Annotated in this window: 15 protein-coding genes; 1 reads left to right on the top strand and 14 read right to left on the bottom strand. The window is 40.1% G+C overall.

The features are described 5' to 3' along the window. Window positions 1-224 precede the first annotated feature (224 nt). Window positions 225-2,447, top strand: a complete 2,223-nt coding sequence (gene katG, locus T7867_RS00990; protein ID WP_068219604.1) for a catalase/peroxidase HPI — start codon at window positions 225-227, stop codon at window positions 2,445-2,447. A gap of 168 nt (window positions 2,448-2,615) precedes the next feature. On the opposite strand, the gene T7867_RS00985 is transcribed toward katG, so the two are convergent. The 14 genes from T7867_RS00985 to T7867_RS00920 all read right to left on the bottom strand — a co-directional run bounded on the left by T7867_RS00985 (window position 2,616) and on the right by T7867_RS00920 (window position 14,583). After that, window positions 2,616-3,056 (bottom strand): GNAT family N-acetyltransferase, encoded by a 441-nt coding sequence (locus T7867_RS00985; RefSeq protein WP_068219607.1) that lies wholly within the window; start codon window positions 3,054-3,056, stop codon window positions 2,616-2,618. A gap of 12 nt (window positions 3,057-3,068) precedes the next feature. Further along, window positions 3,069-3,464, bottom strand: coding sequence for a hypothetical protein (locus T7867_RS00980; protein ID WP_068219610.1), 396 nt, complete (start codon window positions 3,462-3,464; stop codon window positions 3,069-3,071). Between the two features lie 153 nt (window positions 3,465-3,617). Next, window positions 3,618-4,469: an NmrA family NAD(P)-binding protein gene (locus tag T7867_RS00975; RefSeq protein WP_068219612.1), complete on the bottom strand. Its 852-nt coding sequence runs from the start codon at window positions 4,467-4,469 to the stop codon at window positions 3,618-3,620. Window positions 4,470-4,522: 53 nt separating this feature from the next. After that, window positions 4,523-5,026, bottom strand: coding sequence for an anthrone oxygenase family protein (locus T7867_RS00970; RefSeq protein WP_068219614.1), 504 nt, complete (start codon window positions 5,024-5,026; stop codon window positions 4,523-4,525). Window positions 5,027-5,125: 99 nt separating this feature from the next. After that, on the bottom strand, window positions 5,126-6,112 hold the full coding sequence (locus T7867_RS00965; RefSeq protein WP_068219617.1) for a helix-turn-helix domain-containing protein: 987 nt from the start codon (window positions 6,110-6,112) through the stop codon (window positions 5,126-5,128). Continuing rightward, a complete protein-coding gene (locus tag T7867_RS00960) occupies window positions 6,109-6,717 on the bottom strand; it encodes a DUF4386 domain-containing protein (protein ID WP_068220782.1) in 609 nt (202 codons plus the stop codon). Before T7867_RS00960 ends, T7867_RS00965 begins: the two co-directional genes overlap by 4 nt. A 267-nt stretch (window positions 6,718-6,984) precedes the next feature. After that, the gene (locus tag T7867_RS00955; protein WP_245660224.1) at window positions 6,985-7,209 is read right to left on the bottom strand and encodes a YybH family protein; all 225 of its coding nucleotides are present in this window, start codon (window positions 7,207-7,209) and stop codon (window positions 6,985-6,987) included. A gap of 498 nt (window positions 7,210-7,707) precedes the next feature. After that, window positions 7,708-8,601 (bottom strand): tetratricopeptide repeat protein, encoded by an 894-nt coding sequence (locus T7867_RS00950; protein WP_068219623.1) that lies wholly within the window; start codon window positions 8,599-8,601, stop codon window positions 7,708-7,710. A 23-nt stretch (window positions 8,602-8,624) separates the two neighbouring features. Next, on the bottom strand, window positions 8,625-8,993 hold the full coding sequence (locus T7867_RS00945) for an iron chaperone (protein WP_221405981.1): 369 nt from the start codon (window positions 8,991-8,993) through the stop codon (window positions 8,625-8,627). 95 nt (window positions 8,994-9,088) lie between these two features. After that, on the bottom strand, window positions 9,089-9,994 hold the full coding sequence (locus T7867_RS00940) for a helix-turn-helix domain-containing protein (protein WP_185101240.1): 906 nt from the start codon (window positions 9,992-9,994) through the stop codon (window positions 9,089-9,091). Window positions 9,995-10,691: 697 nt separating this feature from the next. Further along, window positions 10,692-11,447: an SDR family oxidoreductase gene (locus T7867_RS00935; RefSeq protein WP_322299746.1), complete on the bottom strand. Its 756-nt coding sequence runs from the start codon at window positions 11,445-11,447 to the stop codon at window positions 10,692-10,694. 267 nt (window positions 11,448-11,714) lie between these two features. Next, window positions 11,715-12,728: an LLM class flavin-dependent oxidoreductase gene (locus T7867_RS00930; protein ID WP_322299745.1), complete on the bottom strand. Its 1,014-nt coding sequence runs from the start codon at window positions 12,726-12,728 to the stop codon at window positions 11,715-11,717. Window positions 12,729-13,022: 294 nt separating this feature from the next. After that, window positions 13,023-13,604, bottom strand: coding sequence for a hypothetical protein (locus tag T7867_RS00925; protein ID WP_068219640.1), 582 nt, complete (start codon window positions 13,602-13,604; stop codon window positions 13,023-13,025). 184 nt (window positions 13,605-13,788) lie between these two features. Further along, a complete protein-coding gene (locus T7867_RS00920) occupies window positions 13,789-14,583 on the bottom strand; it encodes a cation transporter (RefSeq protein WP_068219644.1) in 795 nt (264 codons plus the stop codon). Window positions 14,584-14,699: the final 116 nt, after the last annotated feature.

The following is a 14,699-nucleotide window of genomic DNA, read 5'->3' as shown; positions in this document are numbered from 1 at the left end:
CTTTTAGTGGATAATTCGATTCATGAAAAAATGTATCTTTTTGGTTTTCAGTGATGTGTGGTGCAGCTGCACTAAACAAATCTTGACCTTTCATTCTTAATAGTGTAAATTCTAGTTCATAATTAAGTCCGATAGAGTATAGATTATATAAATATGAATGACATGTTTATTGTCTTTTTATATCGGATCTTTAATACTGTTGAACGTAAAAGAAAATTATCAATATGGAAAGTAACAAACCTCATGGTAAGCTGGGCGATATAAACGATTGCCCATTTTTTGGTGGTACAGCGCCTAAACAAGCAGCAGGCGGTGGTACGAGAAACAAAGACTGGTGGCCCAACCAGTTACCCGTGAATATCCTTCGTCAAAATTCATCTTTATCTAACCCAATGGGTGAAGATTTTGACTATGCAGAGGAATTCAAAAAGCTCGATTACGAGGCACTTAAGAAAGACTTGACAGATTTGATGACCGACTCTCAAGAGTGGTGGCCAGCCGATTTTGGTCATTATGGAGGTTTGTTTATTCGCATGGCTTGGCATGCTGCCGGAACTTACCGTATTGGTGACGGTCGTGGTGGTGCAGGTACCGGTCAGCAACGGTATGCGCCATTAAATAGTTGGCCAGATAATGCCAACCTAGACAAAGCAAGAAGGTTGCTTTGGCCTATTAAGCAGAAGTATGGAAACAAAATTTCTTGGGCCGACTTAATGGTGCTTACTGGAAACGTTGCCTTAGAATCTATGGGCTTTAAGACTTTCGGTTTTGGAGGTGGTAGAGCCGATGTATGGGAACCAGAAGAAGATGTTTATTGGGGTTCGGAAACCACTTGGCTTGGAGATAAGAGATACTCGGGAGAGAGAGACTTGGAAGATCCGTTGGCTGCTGTGGTTATGGGGCTTATTTATGTAGACCCAGAAGGTCCTAACGGAAACGGAGATCCTGTTTCTGCTGCTAAAGACATTAGAGAGACCTTTAAAAGAATGGCCATGAACGATGAAGAGACCGTAGCGTTAATTGCAGGTGGTCACTCTTTCGGTAAAACCCACGGAATGGCAGACCCAAGCAAGCATGTAGGTTCTGAACCTGAAGGAGCTTCTATTGAACTTCAGGGGTTTGGGTGGATGAGCTCACATAAAAGTGGCTCTGGTCCTGATGCTATTACTGGTGGTCCAGAAGTTACTTGGACGCAAACGCCTACTCAATGGAGTAATAAGTTCTTTGAAAATCTTTTCGCTTATGAGTGGGAAATGGAAAGAAGCCCAGCAGGTGCTAAGCAGTGGGTTGCTAAAGACGCAGAGGCTACAATTCCAGATGCTTTCGACCCAAACAAGAAGCATAAGCCAACTATGCTAACTACAGACCTTTCGCTCAGAATGGATCCTGAGTATGAGAAAATATCGAGGAGGTTTTTAGAGAATCCTGATCAGTTTGCAGATGCTTTTGCTCGAGCTTGGTACAAGTTGACACACAGAGATATGGGGCCAATCTCTAGGTATCTTGGGCCTGAAGTACCTAGTGAAGAACTAATTTGGCAAGATCCGCTTCCTGAAGTAGATCATGAGCTGGTAGATGATAAAGATGTAGAAGAACTAAAAGGGAATATTTTAGCCTCAGGGCTTTCAATTTCTGAACTAGTTTCTACTGCGTGGGCATCTGCCTCAACCTTTAGGGGTTCAGATTTTAAAGGGGGTGCGAATGGCGCTAGGGTGCGTTTAGCTCCACAAAAAGATTGGGAAGTTAATAAGCCTGAGCAGTTGGCTAAAGTGTTAGATACTTTGGGCAGCATCCGAGAAGAGTTTAATGCCAATCAGTCTGGAAATAAAAAAGTTTCTCTGGCAGACCTCATAGTGCTAGGTGGCTGTGCTGCAATAGAAAAAGCGGCTAAAGATGGTGGATACGATGTAAGCGTACCATTCACGCCAGGCAGAACCGATGCCTCTGAAGAACAGACGGATGCTGAAGCTATGCAATACTTAGAACCATATGCCGATGGTTTCAGAAACTATAGAAGAACAAGGTTTGAGGTGTCTACAGAAGAGCTTTTGGTAGATAAAGCTCAATTATTGACCCTCACTGCTCCTGAAATGACGGTATTAGTTGGTGGTATGAGAATGCTAGATACCAACTACGATGATTCTAAGCACGGTGTGTTTACCGAAAATCCTGGTCAACTTTCAAATGACTTCTTTAAGAACTTACTGGATATGTCTACTGAATGGAAGCCTAAAACAGATGACAATGAGGTCTTCGAAGGTAAGGATAGAAAGACTGGTGAGGTGAAGTGGACTGGCACCCGAGCCGATTTGATTTTCGGTTCTAACTCAGAACTTAGAGCTTTAGCAGAAGTTTATGCTCAAAATGATAACGAATCGAAATTTGTTAATGATTTTGTAGCAGCATGGAATAAGGTTATGATGGCTGATAGGTTCGATTTGGCCTAGCTGCTTGAGTTATAAATAGTTTAGAGGCTGTCTCAAAAAAAACGCTTGTCTTCATCATTCCCAGCTTGGCTGGGAACCTCCATCGGGCCTGAATGCCGACTTGGTATGCTCAAGATTTACCTAAGTGGAGGAGAGAATGACTGTTAGCTTTTTGAGGTAGCCTCTTTTTTACTTAAGCTTTAAGTGCAAAATAGGGTAAGGCTTTCCTTGCGGGTCGGTTTCAGACCTGCCTATCACAGCAAAACCCTGCTTAAGGTAGAAGGCCGTGGCCTCAGGGTTCTGTTCGTTAACATCAACCTTCTGAATTCTTAATTGCTCTATGGCGTAGTTAAGCAATAATTTCCCCAAACCTTTTCTTCGTAAGTCAGGGTGAAGAAAAAGCATTTCTAAATTTCCTTCGGCTGCTCCCAAGAAGCCGACAATTTTACCATCCGAATTTTTTAGACTTCTAAGTTCTACCAAGTCAAGGTACTGGTTGAGAATCAGTGGTTTGAAATACGCGATATCTGCTTCAGATAAAAAGTGATGTGTAGCTCTTACAGATGCCTCCCATACTTCAATAATGCTTGTATATTCGCTTTTATCAACGGTGTTAATGATGTAGTTCATTAGAGGTGTTCTTTAATTGGAGGCCGAAATTATTTTGTCCTTGTTGAGTAGAAGCTTAACCGTTTCTCCTTCAGGATCAATGAATTTTAAGGTGATATAGGTGTAACCTTCTTCGTGCTTATCTCCAAGGCTAGCCGAGAATAGCCCTAGCCTGTTTGTACTTCTGTTAATACGCGAAAGTGCTTCTTGAATTTTAGGGAATATCGTGTCCTGATGGTCTATTAGATGGTCAATAGCTCTCACTTCTTCTTCGAGCGCATCGTGAACAAAGTCGGCTGATTTTCCATCGATGTAGAGTATAACCAATCCGTTTGTTGGCTCATCTAGGTTTATGGAGTATTCATTTCTATCTACTAAACGTAAATCTGTAGAACCAAAAATGGAAATGGTACTGTCAAATTCTCTCATGTTCTTGCCATCCTATTAGAAAGGGCAAAGTACAACAAAAGCAAACTTCATATTGTCTGAAAAAGTTTATTGTTAAACCTGGTTGTAAAAGAAAATGACAGTAAGCCTGTTTTAGGATGTTCTGCCTCAAAGGTCTGAGGCAGAACAATTATTCTAATGTTTATACTGTAGTACTTTTGAAGGCTTATTCCAAATACCGGTTCGTGCTGTTTTTTCTGCGTAGCTTCTAAAGTTGGTTGCTTCCCTACCTAAAACCTCATTTATGTCGTGAGATATGGTCTGGTTTTCCGCGTTGCCTAACACTTCTTTAAATAGGTAGGAGAAGAGCCAAATGTAATCTTGCGGCAAGCCTGCCTCTTTCATCATTTTTGCGTAGGCTTCTATGCTCACTCCTTGAAAAGCGATGTTTCTACCCGTGGTATTGGCAATTTCTTGCACAACCTGTTTGAAGTTCAGTTTTTCTGGGCCAGTAACCGTTAAGGTTCGGCCATTCCATTTGTCGTTGAGCAGCGCTTGTACAGCTACTTCTGCAATGTCGTTGGCATCTACAAAGGGTACTTCGGCTTCGGCCATGGGTAGTGCCACTTCGCCTGCCAAAATTGGGTCTAATAAAAAGCTCTCGCTAAAGTTTTGGTTGAACCAAGAGGCTCTTACCAAGGTGTGTTTCAACCCTGAGTTGGCCACTATTTGTTCACAAGCCTCAGCTTCTTTTTCGCCTTTTCCGGAAAGTAGAACCAGTTTTTCTACATTCGCTCGTTTGGCTGCTTCAGTTAGTTGCTCAATAGCTTCTTTGGCTCCAGGTACGGCCAAATCTGGATAGTAAGAGATGTAGACGGCATCCATTCCGGCCAATGCAGCCTCGTAAGATTCTGTTTTTTGCCAATCGAATGATGGGTTTTCAGACCTGCTTCCATTTCGAACGGCATGCCCTTCTTCTTTCAATAGCTTAGCTACTCTACTTCCTGTTTTACCAGTAGCGCCAATAACCAAAATTTGTTTTTTCATAACCTTGTTGTTTTTGAGTTTTAATGAACCTTTCGGCTCAGGTATAATTGATTTTAATTTTTATTCTGAGTGAGTAGAGCTACTAAGAGAAGTGAAAAGGAGATTACCGAAAACACTGTTCGTATGAGGTGATATCTATTCCACTTAACCTCATAATTGGCTCTAATTTCTACTAGTCGTAAGTCGATTAAAGCAGTGAGATTAATGGAGTCTAACCAATTGTTAAGCGGAACATTTCCTGCGGCAGTCACTGCGAACGTACCTCCTGCATAACTTAGTGTGGCCAAAAGGAGTAGTATGAAAACACCTTTATCTACCATCTGATAATGGAGGTATGTGCTCCAAATTAAAAAGGCCAAAGCACCAATAAAGATGAACATGAACCAAGGGTTAAGAATGGCTCTGTTAATATGCTGCATGGTTTCTAGATAGCTCTGATCTGAAACTCTTTTGGTGCCAGAAATTACCGAAACCTGCCATGCATAAAATAGCCCGGCCGATAGCCCTGTGGTGAGTAGGGCTAAAAAAGTGATGATTGTTCTAAGAGGTAGCTCCATGCTGCTTGCTTTTTAACAGCAGCAAAATTGGGGCTGATATAGATGGTTTTATTGATTTTTCGCGCCAGCTTTTTGACACTTTGTGCCAACTGGATATTTCTATTGCGATTTTCTAAACTCTACTGGTGAAGTACCAGTCCAGCGTTTAAAGGCCCTGTTGAAAGCACTTTGCTCTGAAAAGCCTGTTCTAAAAGCTATCTCTCCAACTGAATTGTCGGTATTTCTTAGTAGGTCCTCTGAAATCTCTTGCTGTGTCTGGCTCACCAGGTTTCTATAATTATAGCCACTTTCTGATAGTCTTCGGTTTAAAGATCTTTTACTCAGGCCTAAGGCCTCGCTTATTCTCTCTATGCTTGGTATGCCACTGGGAAGGGCGTTTGTCACCAGTTTTTTAATATCTGCCAATAGTTTGTATGCACTAATTTCTATTCCTTTTGCTTCTTCGTCCATACGCTCACTCAAAAACCGATTAATACTTTCGTCAGCTTTAGCGGTTCTGGTGTTTAGGTCGGTTCTGCGGTATGTGATGTAATTATGAGGCTGCTCAAAGTTTATCGGACAGCGAAAGGTTTCGTTGTATAGGGCTAGGTTTTCGTGTGGTTGGTGTTGAAAGGAAACCTCAACGGGAAAGAATTTTTCCCCCGTTATGGCCTGAACAACCGTAACTGTGGCAGAAAAAGTGGCCTCGTTAGATCTTGCTACTCCCATTCTGTAGGGTTCTCTATGGAGATAGATCCGAGAGTGTTCTCCAATGTCTTCAACTTCAAATACATAAGTATTCGTGAGCAGGTTAAAATACCTGACGCTTCTATCGAAGAGGTCGCGTGCTTTAGAGCATGTCTTCCAAGAGAGGCCTAATACTCCATAGTCATCCATTTCCATATTAGACCCAACCCTGAGGGCACACCCGGTTGGTAATTTCTCATGAGCTATTTCATGAAGCTCAAAGAATAGGTCTGCTGGCACTGCGTCCGGTCTTTCATTACCTTCCACCAAAGGAATACTTGGTATGGCCTCTTTGGGCAAGCCTTCGCTTAAGACTTGCTTTACCATTTTGTCGTATAGTTTGATGGAAGTAAACTTCATTTTCCTGCTTTTAGTAGGAGCCAAATAGCAAATGCCATTTCTCCCAAAATACTCGGTATGGCTACTAGCATTAAGAAGACATCAGCATATTCTGAGTAGTTGGGCATAATAAAATGTGCAACAGTATCTACCATATACATGATTCCCGCGAGCGTAAGAAAAATCATGATCCACTTAGGTGGCTTGGCAATTCTAGCTAAGAGAATGAGGTGGCCTCCAAAGAAAAATAAACCAATAAGCCACATGTTATTGAATGCTTCAACCTGATGTAAAATGGCATCGGCAGTTGTTGCTTTTAGAGCTAAAGGAAGAGCAAAGATGGCGGCTCCCATTATAGCCGCATGCATTATTCTTAAATAGGTACTTAACCTTGTAAATACATGCTCTTTGTACATTTCAAAAAGTGCCCAAGCGACTATAACATCAAAAAAGACAGTGAGAAGAAAGGCTACTATTCCGAACCTTACGGTTATCTCGTTGTTCTGAACGGTTTCTAAGGGAGTAGCTAATAGTGCCTCCAAAACAAAGAAGTTGGCAAAAATGGCAGCAAAAAATATTACTATATAGCTTATGCCAGCGGTTTTGGCTAAAAATCTGATATTCATGATGTTGTATTTGTGTTGAAGAAAAAATCCAATGAAAATAACCAATGAATGTAGCCTATGCAAATACATGATTTAGCCAGGATGAGCTGATCAACAGTGATGAGAAACACAACCTGAATTACAAATGAGAGCCTTATTCTTTAGGGATTGGGAGGCCATGCATTCTTAAGAAAGAGAGTTTGTCCCAGTAGCCCCTTTGCAGTTTAATTTTGCCATTTTCAATCTGAAAGAAACCACACCCTCTTAGTCCTAAAGGATCTTTCCATTCTAAAATGGCCAATCTTCATCTTCAAAGATGTTTTCTACAATGCAGGTCATTTCTGCATTGTCAAATTCAGACTGAAACATGGTACGGATATGCTCTCTACCTTTTACTGGTGAGTTGGCTACCTGATGGTTTATTGCGTCTTCTGTATAGAGCGCTGCGAGCGCATTGGCATCTGCTTGGTTAAAGTGTTCAACAAAACGCTCAACAATCTGCTTAGGGGGCATAGTGGGCTTTTGGGTAAAAGTGATCAATTAGCCATTGTAAATCAATACAATACAAGCTTGATTGAATTCAGTCTAAATTGAGATTGCTTGATAGTCAAACAATTACAAATTTCTGGGCGTATATTGAATAAACTAAAAAGGAAAAAAGATATGTCAATAAGATTAGCCTCTAATTGTTCTCATTGCGAATCGTTATCTACTGAGAACATGTGTTCAGTTCATAAACTGAAAGTAAATGAAAATTATACCTGCGATAGATTCTCGCTTATTTTCAAGCTAGATTTAGATAGAGATTGTAATAATTGCTTAAGGAACAATACAGACTCTTGTGCTCACCCTCAAAAAGCTGCAGAAGGCATGTTGTGTAGCAGTTGGGCTCCTCAGGCAGACTAGGCTAAAATCTTCCTATAGATAAAGGCTATCTCAAAAGCTAATATTTCGTTGTTCCAGATTGCAATCGAGAATGACAGTTAGCCTTTGAGGTAGCCTCTTTTTTTGCTACTTCTTCTTGTCTGAAAGGTATTGTTTATAAGGCAGTGCTTCTTCAAGTTCTTGCATAATCGGTTCGTAGAACTCTTCTTTGGGCACACCTAGTTTTCTTGCCATTTCTATGTTGCTCCAAGCCGCTTTATATTCTTCTAGTCTAATTTTCACCAATGCCCTTTGGTAATAATGATATCCATGATCTGGCGAAAGCTTTTGAGAAATCTCAAAGACAGAGTCGCTTTTTAGCATCAGTTCCCTGTTGTCTGGAAATCCTTCACTGTAATAATTATATGCAATTACTGCATGATTTCGACCATCAGTTGGGTCTAATTCCATTAGTTTATATATACAATTTAGGCCATTTTCTTTGCGTCCTTGGTTCAGGCTTTCTAGTGCTGTTTCCCATAGGTATTCATATTCATCCGATCCGTAAGAGTTGATTCCAAAAAACCATTTGGTGTCATTGTCTTTTTTTAATGCACCATAGGCCCTGATTCTAACGGCCATTTGGTCACCTTTTTTTAGTTCTTGTTTCCAATAGGTAATCAACGACTCCTGAATAGGAAGGTAAATGGGGCCTTCAGGCGTATTTAAAAGTACCTCATGTTTAAATAAGCCTTTAGCATCTTGGCCAAAAAAGCTACTTAAAAGCTTATTGAAATATTCTAGGTCAGTTTTTTCTATAGCTCGAATAGTTCCGCCATACTCGGCTAAGAGCATATAGCCAAAAGTGCCAGCATAAGAAAAGTGAGAAGCCTCAGTATCATTAAGAGAATTGGCTTTTTGGTAGTAAGAAATTACGTCTGTCCATTCAGCAAAAGTGTCTGCATTTCGGTTGTGTGCTACTTGGCTAAAAACAGAAATATTTAGTGCTATAATAAGTAATAGAGTGAAGCTCGATTTCATTTGTGTGTGCTTTGATATTGTAATTAAGGGGTTGAGTTTAATTCTTTAACTCTGAAAATCACAATCTGCTTGATCAAATCCAAGGGTAATTTTTCTTCTATCTTAAACTGCACTGTGCCTTTGCCTGTAGTGTATGGAGCGAGCTCTTCTTTAAATGCATCTATTGCCGTGGGGAATGGGTAAAACGAAATATGGTTTTTATAACCTGCCATCATTACCTGTTGATCGCGCTTGCCATTTTCAATAAGAGCATAACAGGGAATGCCGTAGTTTATTTTTTCTTCAGCATGTGGGGCAGCTTCGAGAATGCACTGACGAAGCTGCTGTAGTTTGTTAAGTACTTCACTAGACTGATCGGCAAAGTACTCTTCTACAGTGTTGTACGATTTCATTTTTCCCATTACGGAAGTTAGTAAATTAAGGTGAGCTTTAAGTTGAAGGTTGGGCTGCCCAGTAGCTCCGATCAATTTTCACCAACAATTTTTTATTAGTTGAACGATTGCCTGAAGTCAGAAGGAGAAAGGTTAACCTTCTTTTTGAAAAACCGACTAAAAGATTGACTGTGCTCAAAGCCTAGTTCATAGGCTATTTCGCTAATGCTCAACTGACTGGTAGAGAGCCTCTCTTTGGCCGCTTCTATAAGTTTAGTCTGTATGTGCTGTTGTGTGTTTTGTCCAGTTTGAGCTTTGAGGAGGCTACTTAGGTAGTTGGGAGACATATTTATGGCTTCGGCTAGCTGATGCACAGAAGGTAAGCCTTCATTCTGAATGTTCTTTTGCTGGAAATAATCGTTCAGCCAGTCTTCAACCTTGGTTAATACGGCATGGTTACTGATTTGTCTGGTGATAAATTGTCTCTGATAGAACCGATCAGCATAGTTTAATAGTACTTCAATGTGAGAGATAATGATGTTCTGACTAAACCTATCAATATTGGAGTGGTACTCTTCTTCAATGCTCTTTAGAATACCAATCATTGACTGTTCTTCTTTGTTAGATAAAAAGAGCGCTTCATTGACCTTGTACCCAAAGAATTCATACTGTTTGATTTTCTTGGCTAAAGCCGTATTCCATAGAAAGTCTGGGTGAATAAAAAGAAGCCAGCCCGATGGTTTGCTGCCATTTTCATAATTGGCTTTTACGCTGATTACTTGGCCAGGTGAAACAAATGACATCAGGCCTTCATCGAAGTCATAAGGTTGATGGCCATATTTCATTTTGCCTTGTACTCCATGCTTCATAGCGATGGAATAGTAGGGAGATACCATGCTGATCTCATCATTTTCTGTTTGATAATTTACCTGACTGTAATCAACCAGGCTAACTAGAGGATGTTCTGGCTTTGGCAATCCGGCTAGCCGATGGTAGTCGCTTATGGATTTGATGCGATGCATATTACTTATGTAATTTACTTTTATTGGGCTATTTCTCCTTTTGAAAGGGGCATTTTAACTTTCTTAGAGTCTCTTTAGCTCGCTGAGGTTTCTCTTGCAGACTCTGAGCTGATCTTTTTCACCAAAGCCCTATGTTGGAGACTCTGATAGAGTTGAGATTCCTGATAAATCTTTTGATTGGAAAATTTATCAAAAGATTTTCCGGAATGACGTTCTATTTTTAAATCAACGTTCCGCCAGAAGCTTCAATTCGCTGAGCAGTGAGCCAATGCGCATCGTCTGTGCATTGAAAAGCCACTTATCTCACTCAGAGTCTCTCTTTTGAGGACTCTGAGTTGATCCTTTTATCAGAGTCCCATACTGGAGGTATTACCCCTAACCCCGATGTCTTTGGGCCCTGAAGGGGACTTTGTCGTCAGTCGACAAGTTTTCATCTCTCACCCTTTAGGGCAGGGGTAGAAACTGCCTTTATTAAATCAACGTTCCGCCAGAAGCTTCCATGCGCTGAGCAGTGAGCCAATGTGCATCGTCTGTGCATAGAAAAGCCACTTATCTCACTCAGAGTCTCTCTTTTGAGGACTCTGAGCTGACCCTTTCATCAGAGTCCCATACTGGAGACTCTGATGGGGTTGAGATTCCGGATAAATCTTTTGATTGGAAAAATTATCAAAAGATTTTCCGGAATGACGTTCTATTTTTAAATCAACGTTCCGCCAGAAGCTTCAATTCTCTGAGCAGTGAGCCAATGGGCATCGTGAGTGCAAAGAAAAGCCACTATGCTGCCAATATCTTCTGGTTCTCCTACACGGCCTAAGGCTGTGAAGTTAGAGATTAACGATCGTTTCTTTTCATCGTCTCTGTTCGACCCACCTCCGAAGTCTGTGGCTACCGCTCCTGGAGCTACCACATTGGCTCTAATGCCTCTTGATCCTAATTCTTTGGCTAAATACTTTGTGAATGTCTCAACGGCACCTTTCATGGAGGCATAAGCCGATGAACCCGGAAGAGTAAATCTTGCTAGGCCAGATGAAATATTGATAATGCCACCACCATCGTTCAAAAATGATAGCGTCTTTTGAGTGAAGAAATAGACTCCTTTAAAGTGAATGTTCATTAAGTCGTCAAAGTCTGCTTCTGTGGTTTCCTCGAAAGGTTTGTAAATGCCTGTTCCGGCATTGTTTACCAAGTAGTCAAAGTGCTTTTTTCCATACTCTGACTCTAGTATGCTTCCTAATTCAGTATAAAATGAATCGAATGAGCTAATGTCTCTTGTGTCGAGTTGAAGAGCAAATGCCTTACTGCCTGTTTTGGCTACTTCCGCTACTACTTTGTTAGCTGCTTCTTTATTGCTGTGGTAGGTGATTACTACATCTAAACCTTTTTGAGCAATATTAATGGCCATATCTCGGCCAAGGCCTCTGCTACCACCAGTTATTAAAGCTATTTTTCTCATTGTCATGGTCTTTCTATTTGTACATAACAAAGGTGGTGGAACTCAGTTCAGCCCAAGTAACCCAATCTCAGGAAGTTGTAACCGGATTGGGGAAAGGAGTAAATTCAGACCGTCATTACGAGGAATTAAAGTTGCGAGAGCGAACTTTTATGACGAAGTAATCTGCTTGTTCTTTGCATTATTGCTCTTATCAAACAGATTGCCACGTCACAACTTTGGCAAGAGCCAAACTTTTTCCTCGCGATGACGCTAATCTATAGGCTCACTTCACATCTTGATTTCGGGCATTATCTCAGAGAAAATCTGGTAAGATCTAAGTCTGTCTTGATGATCGAAGATGTGAGAAGCCACCATAATTTCATTGATGCCAGTTTGTTTGATGAACTCTTCTGTTTTCTCTTTTACCGTCTCTTTCGATCCAACAAAAGCATATTTCAGCATGCGTTGAAAAGCTTCGTGTTCAGCTAATGCTTTTAAGTCAGCCGTCATTTCTGTTGGCGGCTGCATATAATCAATGTTGTTTGTTAGCACGCCATACATCATTCTGATTAAAGAAGTAGACAGCTTTTCGGCTTCTTGATCGGTATCTGCTGCAATCACATTTACACAGGCTATGGTGTATGGTTTTTTTAGGTATTCTGAGGGTTGAAATTCATTATGATAAATACTGAAAGCTTCAAAAAGCTGTGCAGGTGCAAAGTGGCTAGCAAAGGCATAAGGGAGTCCCATTTTGGCAGCCAAGTGAGCGCTATCGGTGCTTGATCCTAGAATGTACAAAGGAACGTTGGTGCCTTCTGCTACATAAGCCCTTACGTGTGATGCGCTATTTTCTGGTGAGAAATACTGCTGAATTTGAGCGACCTCTTCTGGAAACGACATCACAGATTTCATTCTATCAGGTCTTATGGCATGCGCTGTTGCTTGGTCTGTCCCTGGTGCTCGGCCTAAACCCATATCTATTCGGTTCGGATAAAGTGAGCCTAAGGTTCCGAATTGTTCTGATACAATTAGCGGGGAGTGGTTTGGAAGCATGATACCACCTGAGCCTACTCTTATTGAGTTTGTACTTTGTGCAATGTGGCCTATTAATACTACTGTGGCAGAGCTAGCAATGCTAACCATGTTATGATGCTCGGCTAACCAGAAGCGATGGTAGCCCCAGTTTTCTGCCTTTTGGGCTAGTTCTACGCTATTTTTAAAAGTCTGATTATGGGTTGAACCTACTCCCATAGAGGCAAGCTCTAAAATGGAATATTTGAATTCTTTCGATTGTTCTGTCATAACTATTTACTAGAAATATCTACTAGTGCGTACATAACAGATTTGATGTCTAAAAATTCCATTTAGATAGAAAAGAAGAGCTTCATGTACAGGAATTGTTGGAGTCATTTTAATGGGAATGAGCTCTAAAAAAGAAACTACCGATTTGAGCAAGCAGGTTGGTGTTTGTCTAACGGTTGGTAAGCTAAAGCTGTAATTTGATTTTAAGTTATACATTTTTAAAAAGCAAAGCCCAGCTTTAGCGGGGTGTACGCACAGAAGCTTCGGCACCACCACAGCCGCATTGCGTATAGGTTATGTTAGTCGTAGTTTTTTAAGCAATTCAATATAATTATTGATTCCTTCAAAGGAGTCTTCAGCATGGTACAATCGAATAATGATATCCCTATTTGATCTTTTAATCCATCCGAAATTGGGGTATTCGCTTATATTAAGATCAATTAGCTTATCCAATTGTTCTTTAGAATCTGCATAATAGATAAAGCCATTCAGCAATTTTGTTTTTTTGAATCCGTTAAAAGGATTAAACAAGAGTCTTAGCCAATTCTTTGACTTTATCTTAAAAGGCTTTTGTGATTTTGTAATGGGTTTTTCGAACTTGATTGTAGTCACATAAGTGTAGGTGTCGTTCATCAAATTTCCAGCATTTACATCTGCCAATCTTTTTAAAACCTCAAATGATATTGAATCAAATTTAAAATCAATCTTAGATTCTAAATGAATCCCGTATGCGCTCAAATTCCCAGAAATAGAACCATTGTAAGTTTTTGTAAATGTCTCCCATGCGCTACCTATTTTGATGAAGCTTTCAACCCATTCTGTATTCAATGGGCTTTCAGGATCTACTTTAATAAACTCTAAATTCTGACTGTTCAATTTCTTAGTGTGTGGTCTTTATAAGGTCAAGCAATTACGACTAACGGTCTCGGCTATGAGTAGTTGCGTGGGTTAGCACTTAACTTTGCAAGTACACACCAAACTGAAAATCCGCGAGGATTTTCAGAAGTAGGCAAGAACAAGCAATTACTTATAGCCATTGTTGTGGTTAGTGTTTTTTTATTTATTTACTCAATTTTAAAATTCTAAAAGCACCTTGAATTACCAAAACAAAAACTATTGTTCCGATAATCAAATCAGGTTTGCTTGAACTCAACCAGTTTACCAAAAGTCCAGCTGTTATTACTCCTAAATTTATAATCACATCGTTTGAAGTGAAAATCATACTTGCTTTCATATGTGCCTCTTCCTTACTTTTTGACTTTTGTAAAATGTAAAGACAAATTCCGTTTGCAATAAGTGCGAAAATTGAAACGATAATCATTGTCGAAAAGTTTGGTAATTTCTCGTCTCCGAAAAATCTCCTTAAAACTTCTACAAATCCGATAATTGCAAGTGTTATTTGAAAATATCCAGCAAGTTTGGCAATCCGTTTTTTCTTTATTACTGTTCCACCAACCGCAAACAAGCTAATTCCGTAAACGAAACTGTCCGCAAGCATATCTAAACTGTCGGCAACCAATCCCATTGATTTTGAGATTATTCCTGTTGTCATTTCAATTATGAAAAACGCAAAATTTATGGCAAGTACAGACCAAAGTAGTTTTTTTTGGTTTGCATTTTCATTAAATTCTGTTTGGTCGGTTTGTTCAGTCGAGATTTTCTTTCCGCCTAAATTCAGTTCGATAACTGATTTTTCGATTTGGTCAGTTTCTCCGCTGTGAAAAACGGTCAGTTTTCGGTTGGGAATGTCAAAGTCCAAATTCGCAATACTTGGAATTCCGTCCAATTTCATTCGGATTAGATTTTCCTCTGAAGGACAGTCCATTTTAGTAATCTCAAATATTGTTTTATTCATTTAGTTTCTCGGTTTATTTACATTAACCACAACGGTCTTGTATAACAATCAGTTGCGGGTTGTTTGGAAACTAAGATAGCTAAAATTAATGACTTTTATGCTTGCGCGGTTGTGTC

The organism is Roseivirga spongicola, assembly GCF_034376045.1.
GTDB classification, from domain to species: domain Bacteria; phylum Bacteroidota; class Bacteroidia; order Cytophagales; family Cyclobacteriaceae; genus Roseivirga; species Roseivirga spongicola.
Note: the sequence above shows the minus strand (reverse complement) of the source record. Positions and strands in the feature narration are given on the sequence as shown.

Excerpts from the sequence above, each read along its gene's own strand:
- T7867_RS00970 (WP_068219614.1), bottom strand. The coding sequence starts at position 5,026 with ATGGAGCTACCTCTTAGAACAATCATCACTTTTTTAGCCCTACTCACC.
- T7867_RS00975 (WP_068219612.1), bottom strand. The coding sequence starts at position 4,469 with ATGAAAAAACAAATTTTGGTTATTGGCGCTACTGGTAAAACAGGAAGT.
- T7867_RS00945 (WP_221405981.1), bottom strand. The coding sequence starts at position 8,993 with ATGAAATCGTACAACACTGTAGAAGAGTACTTTGCCGATCAGTCTAGT.
- T7867_RS00985 (WP_068219607.1), bottom strand. The coding sequence starts at position 3,056 with ATGAACTACATCATTAACACCGTTGATAAAAGCGAATATACAAGCATT.
- T7867_RS00940 (WP_185101240.1), bottom strand. The coding sequence starts at position 9,994 with ATGCATCGCATCAAATCCATAAGCGACTACCATCGGCTAGCCGGATTG.
- T7867_RS00955 (WP_245660224.1), bottom strand. The coding sequence starts at position 7,209 with ATGCCCCCTAAGCAGATTGTTGAGCGTTTTGTTGAACACTTTAACCAA.
- T7867_RS00920 (WP_068219644.1), bottom strand. The coding sequence starts at position 14,583 with ATGAATAAAACAATATTTGAGATTACTAAAATGGACTGTCCTTCAGAG.
- katG (WP_068219604.1), top strand. The coding sequence starts at position 225 with ATGGAAAGTAACAAACCTCATGGTAAGCTGGGCGATATAAACGATTGC.
- T7867_RS00935 (WP_322299746.1), bottom strand. The coding sequence starts at position 11,447 with ATGAGAAAAATAGCTTTAATAACTGGTGGTAGCAGAGGCCTTGGCCGA.
- T7867_RS00980 (WP_068219610.1), bottom strand. The coding sequence starts at position 3,464 with ATGAGAGAATTTGACAGTACCATTTCCATTTTTGGTTCTACAGATTTA.
- T7867_RS00930 (WP_322299745.1), bottom strand. The coding sequence starts at position 12,728 with ATGACAGAACAATCGAAAGAATTCAAATATTCCATTTTAGAGCTTGCC.
- T7867_RS00960 (WP_068220782.1), bottom strand. The coding sequence starts at position 6,717 with ATGAATATCAGATTTTTAGCCAAAACCGCTGGCATAAGCTATATAGTA.
- T7867_RS00950 (WP_068219623.1), bottom strand. The coding sequence starts at position 8,601 with ATGAAATCGAGCTTCACTCTATTACTTATTATAGCACTAAATATTTCT.
- T7867_RS00965 (WP_068219617.1), bottom strand. The coding sequence starts at position 6,112 with ATGAAGTTTACTTCCATCAAACTATACGACAAAATGGTAAAGCAAGTC.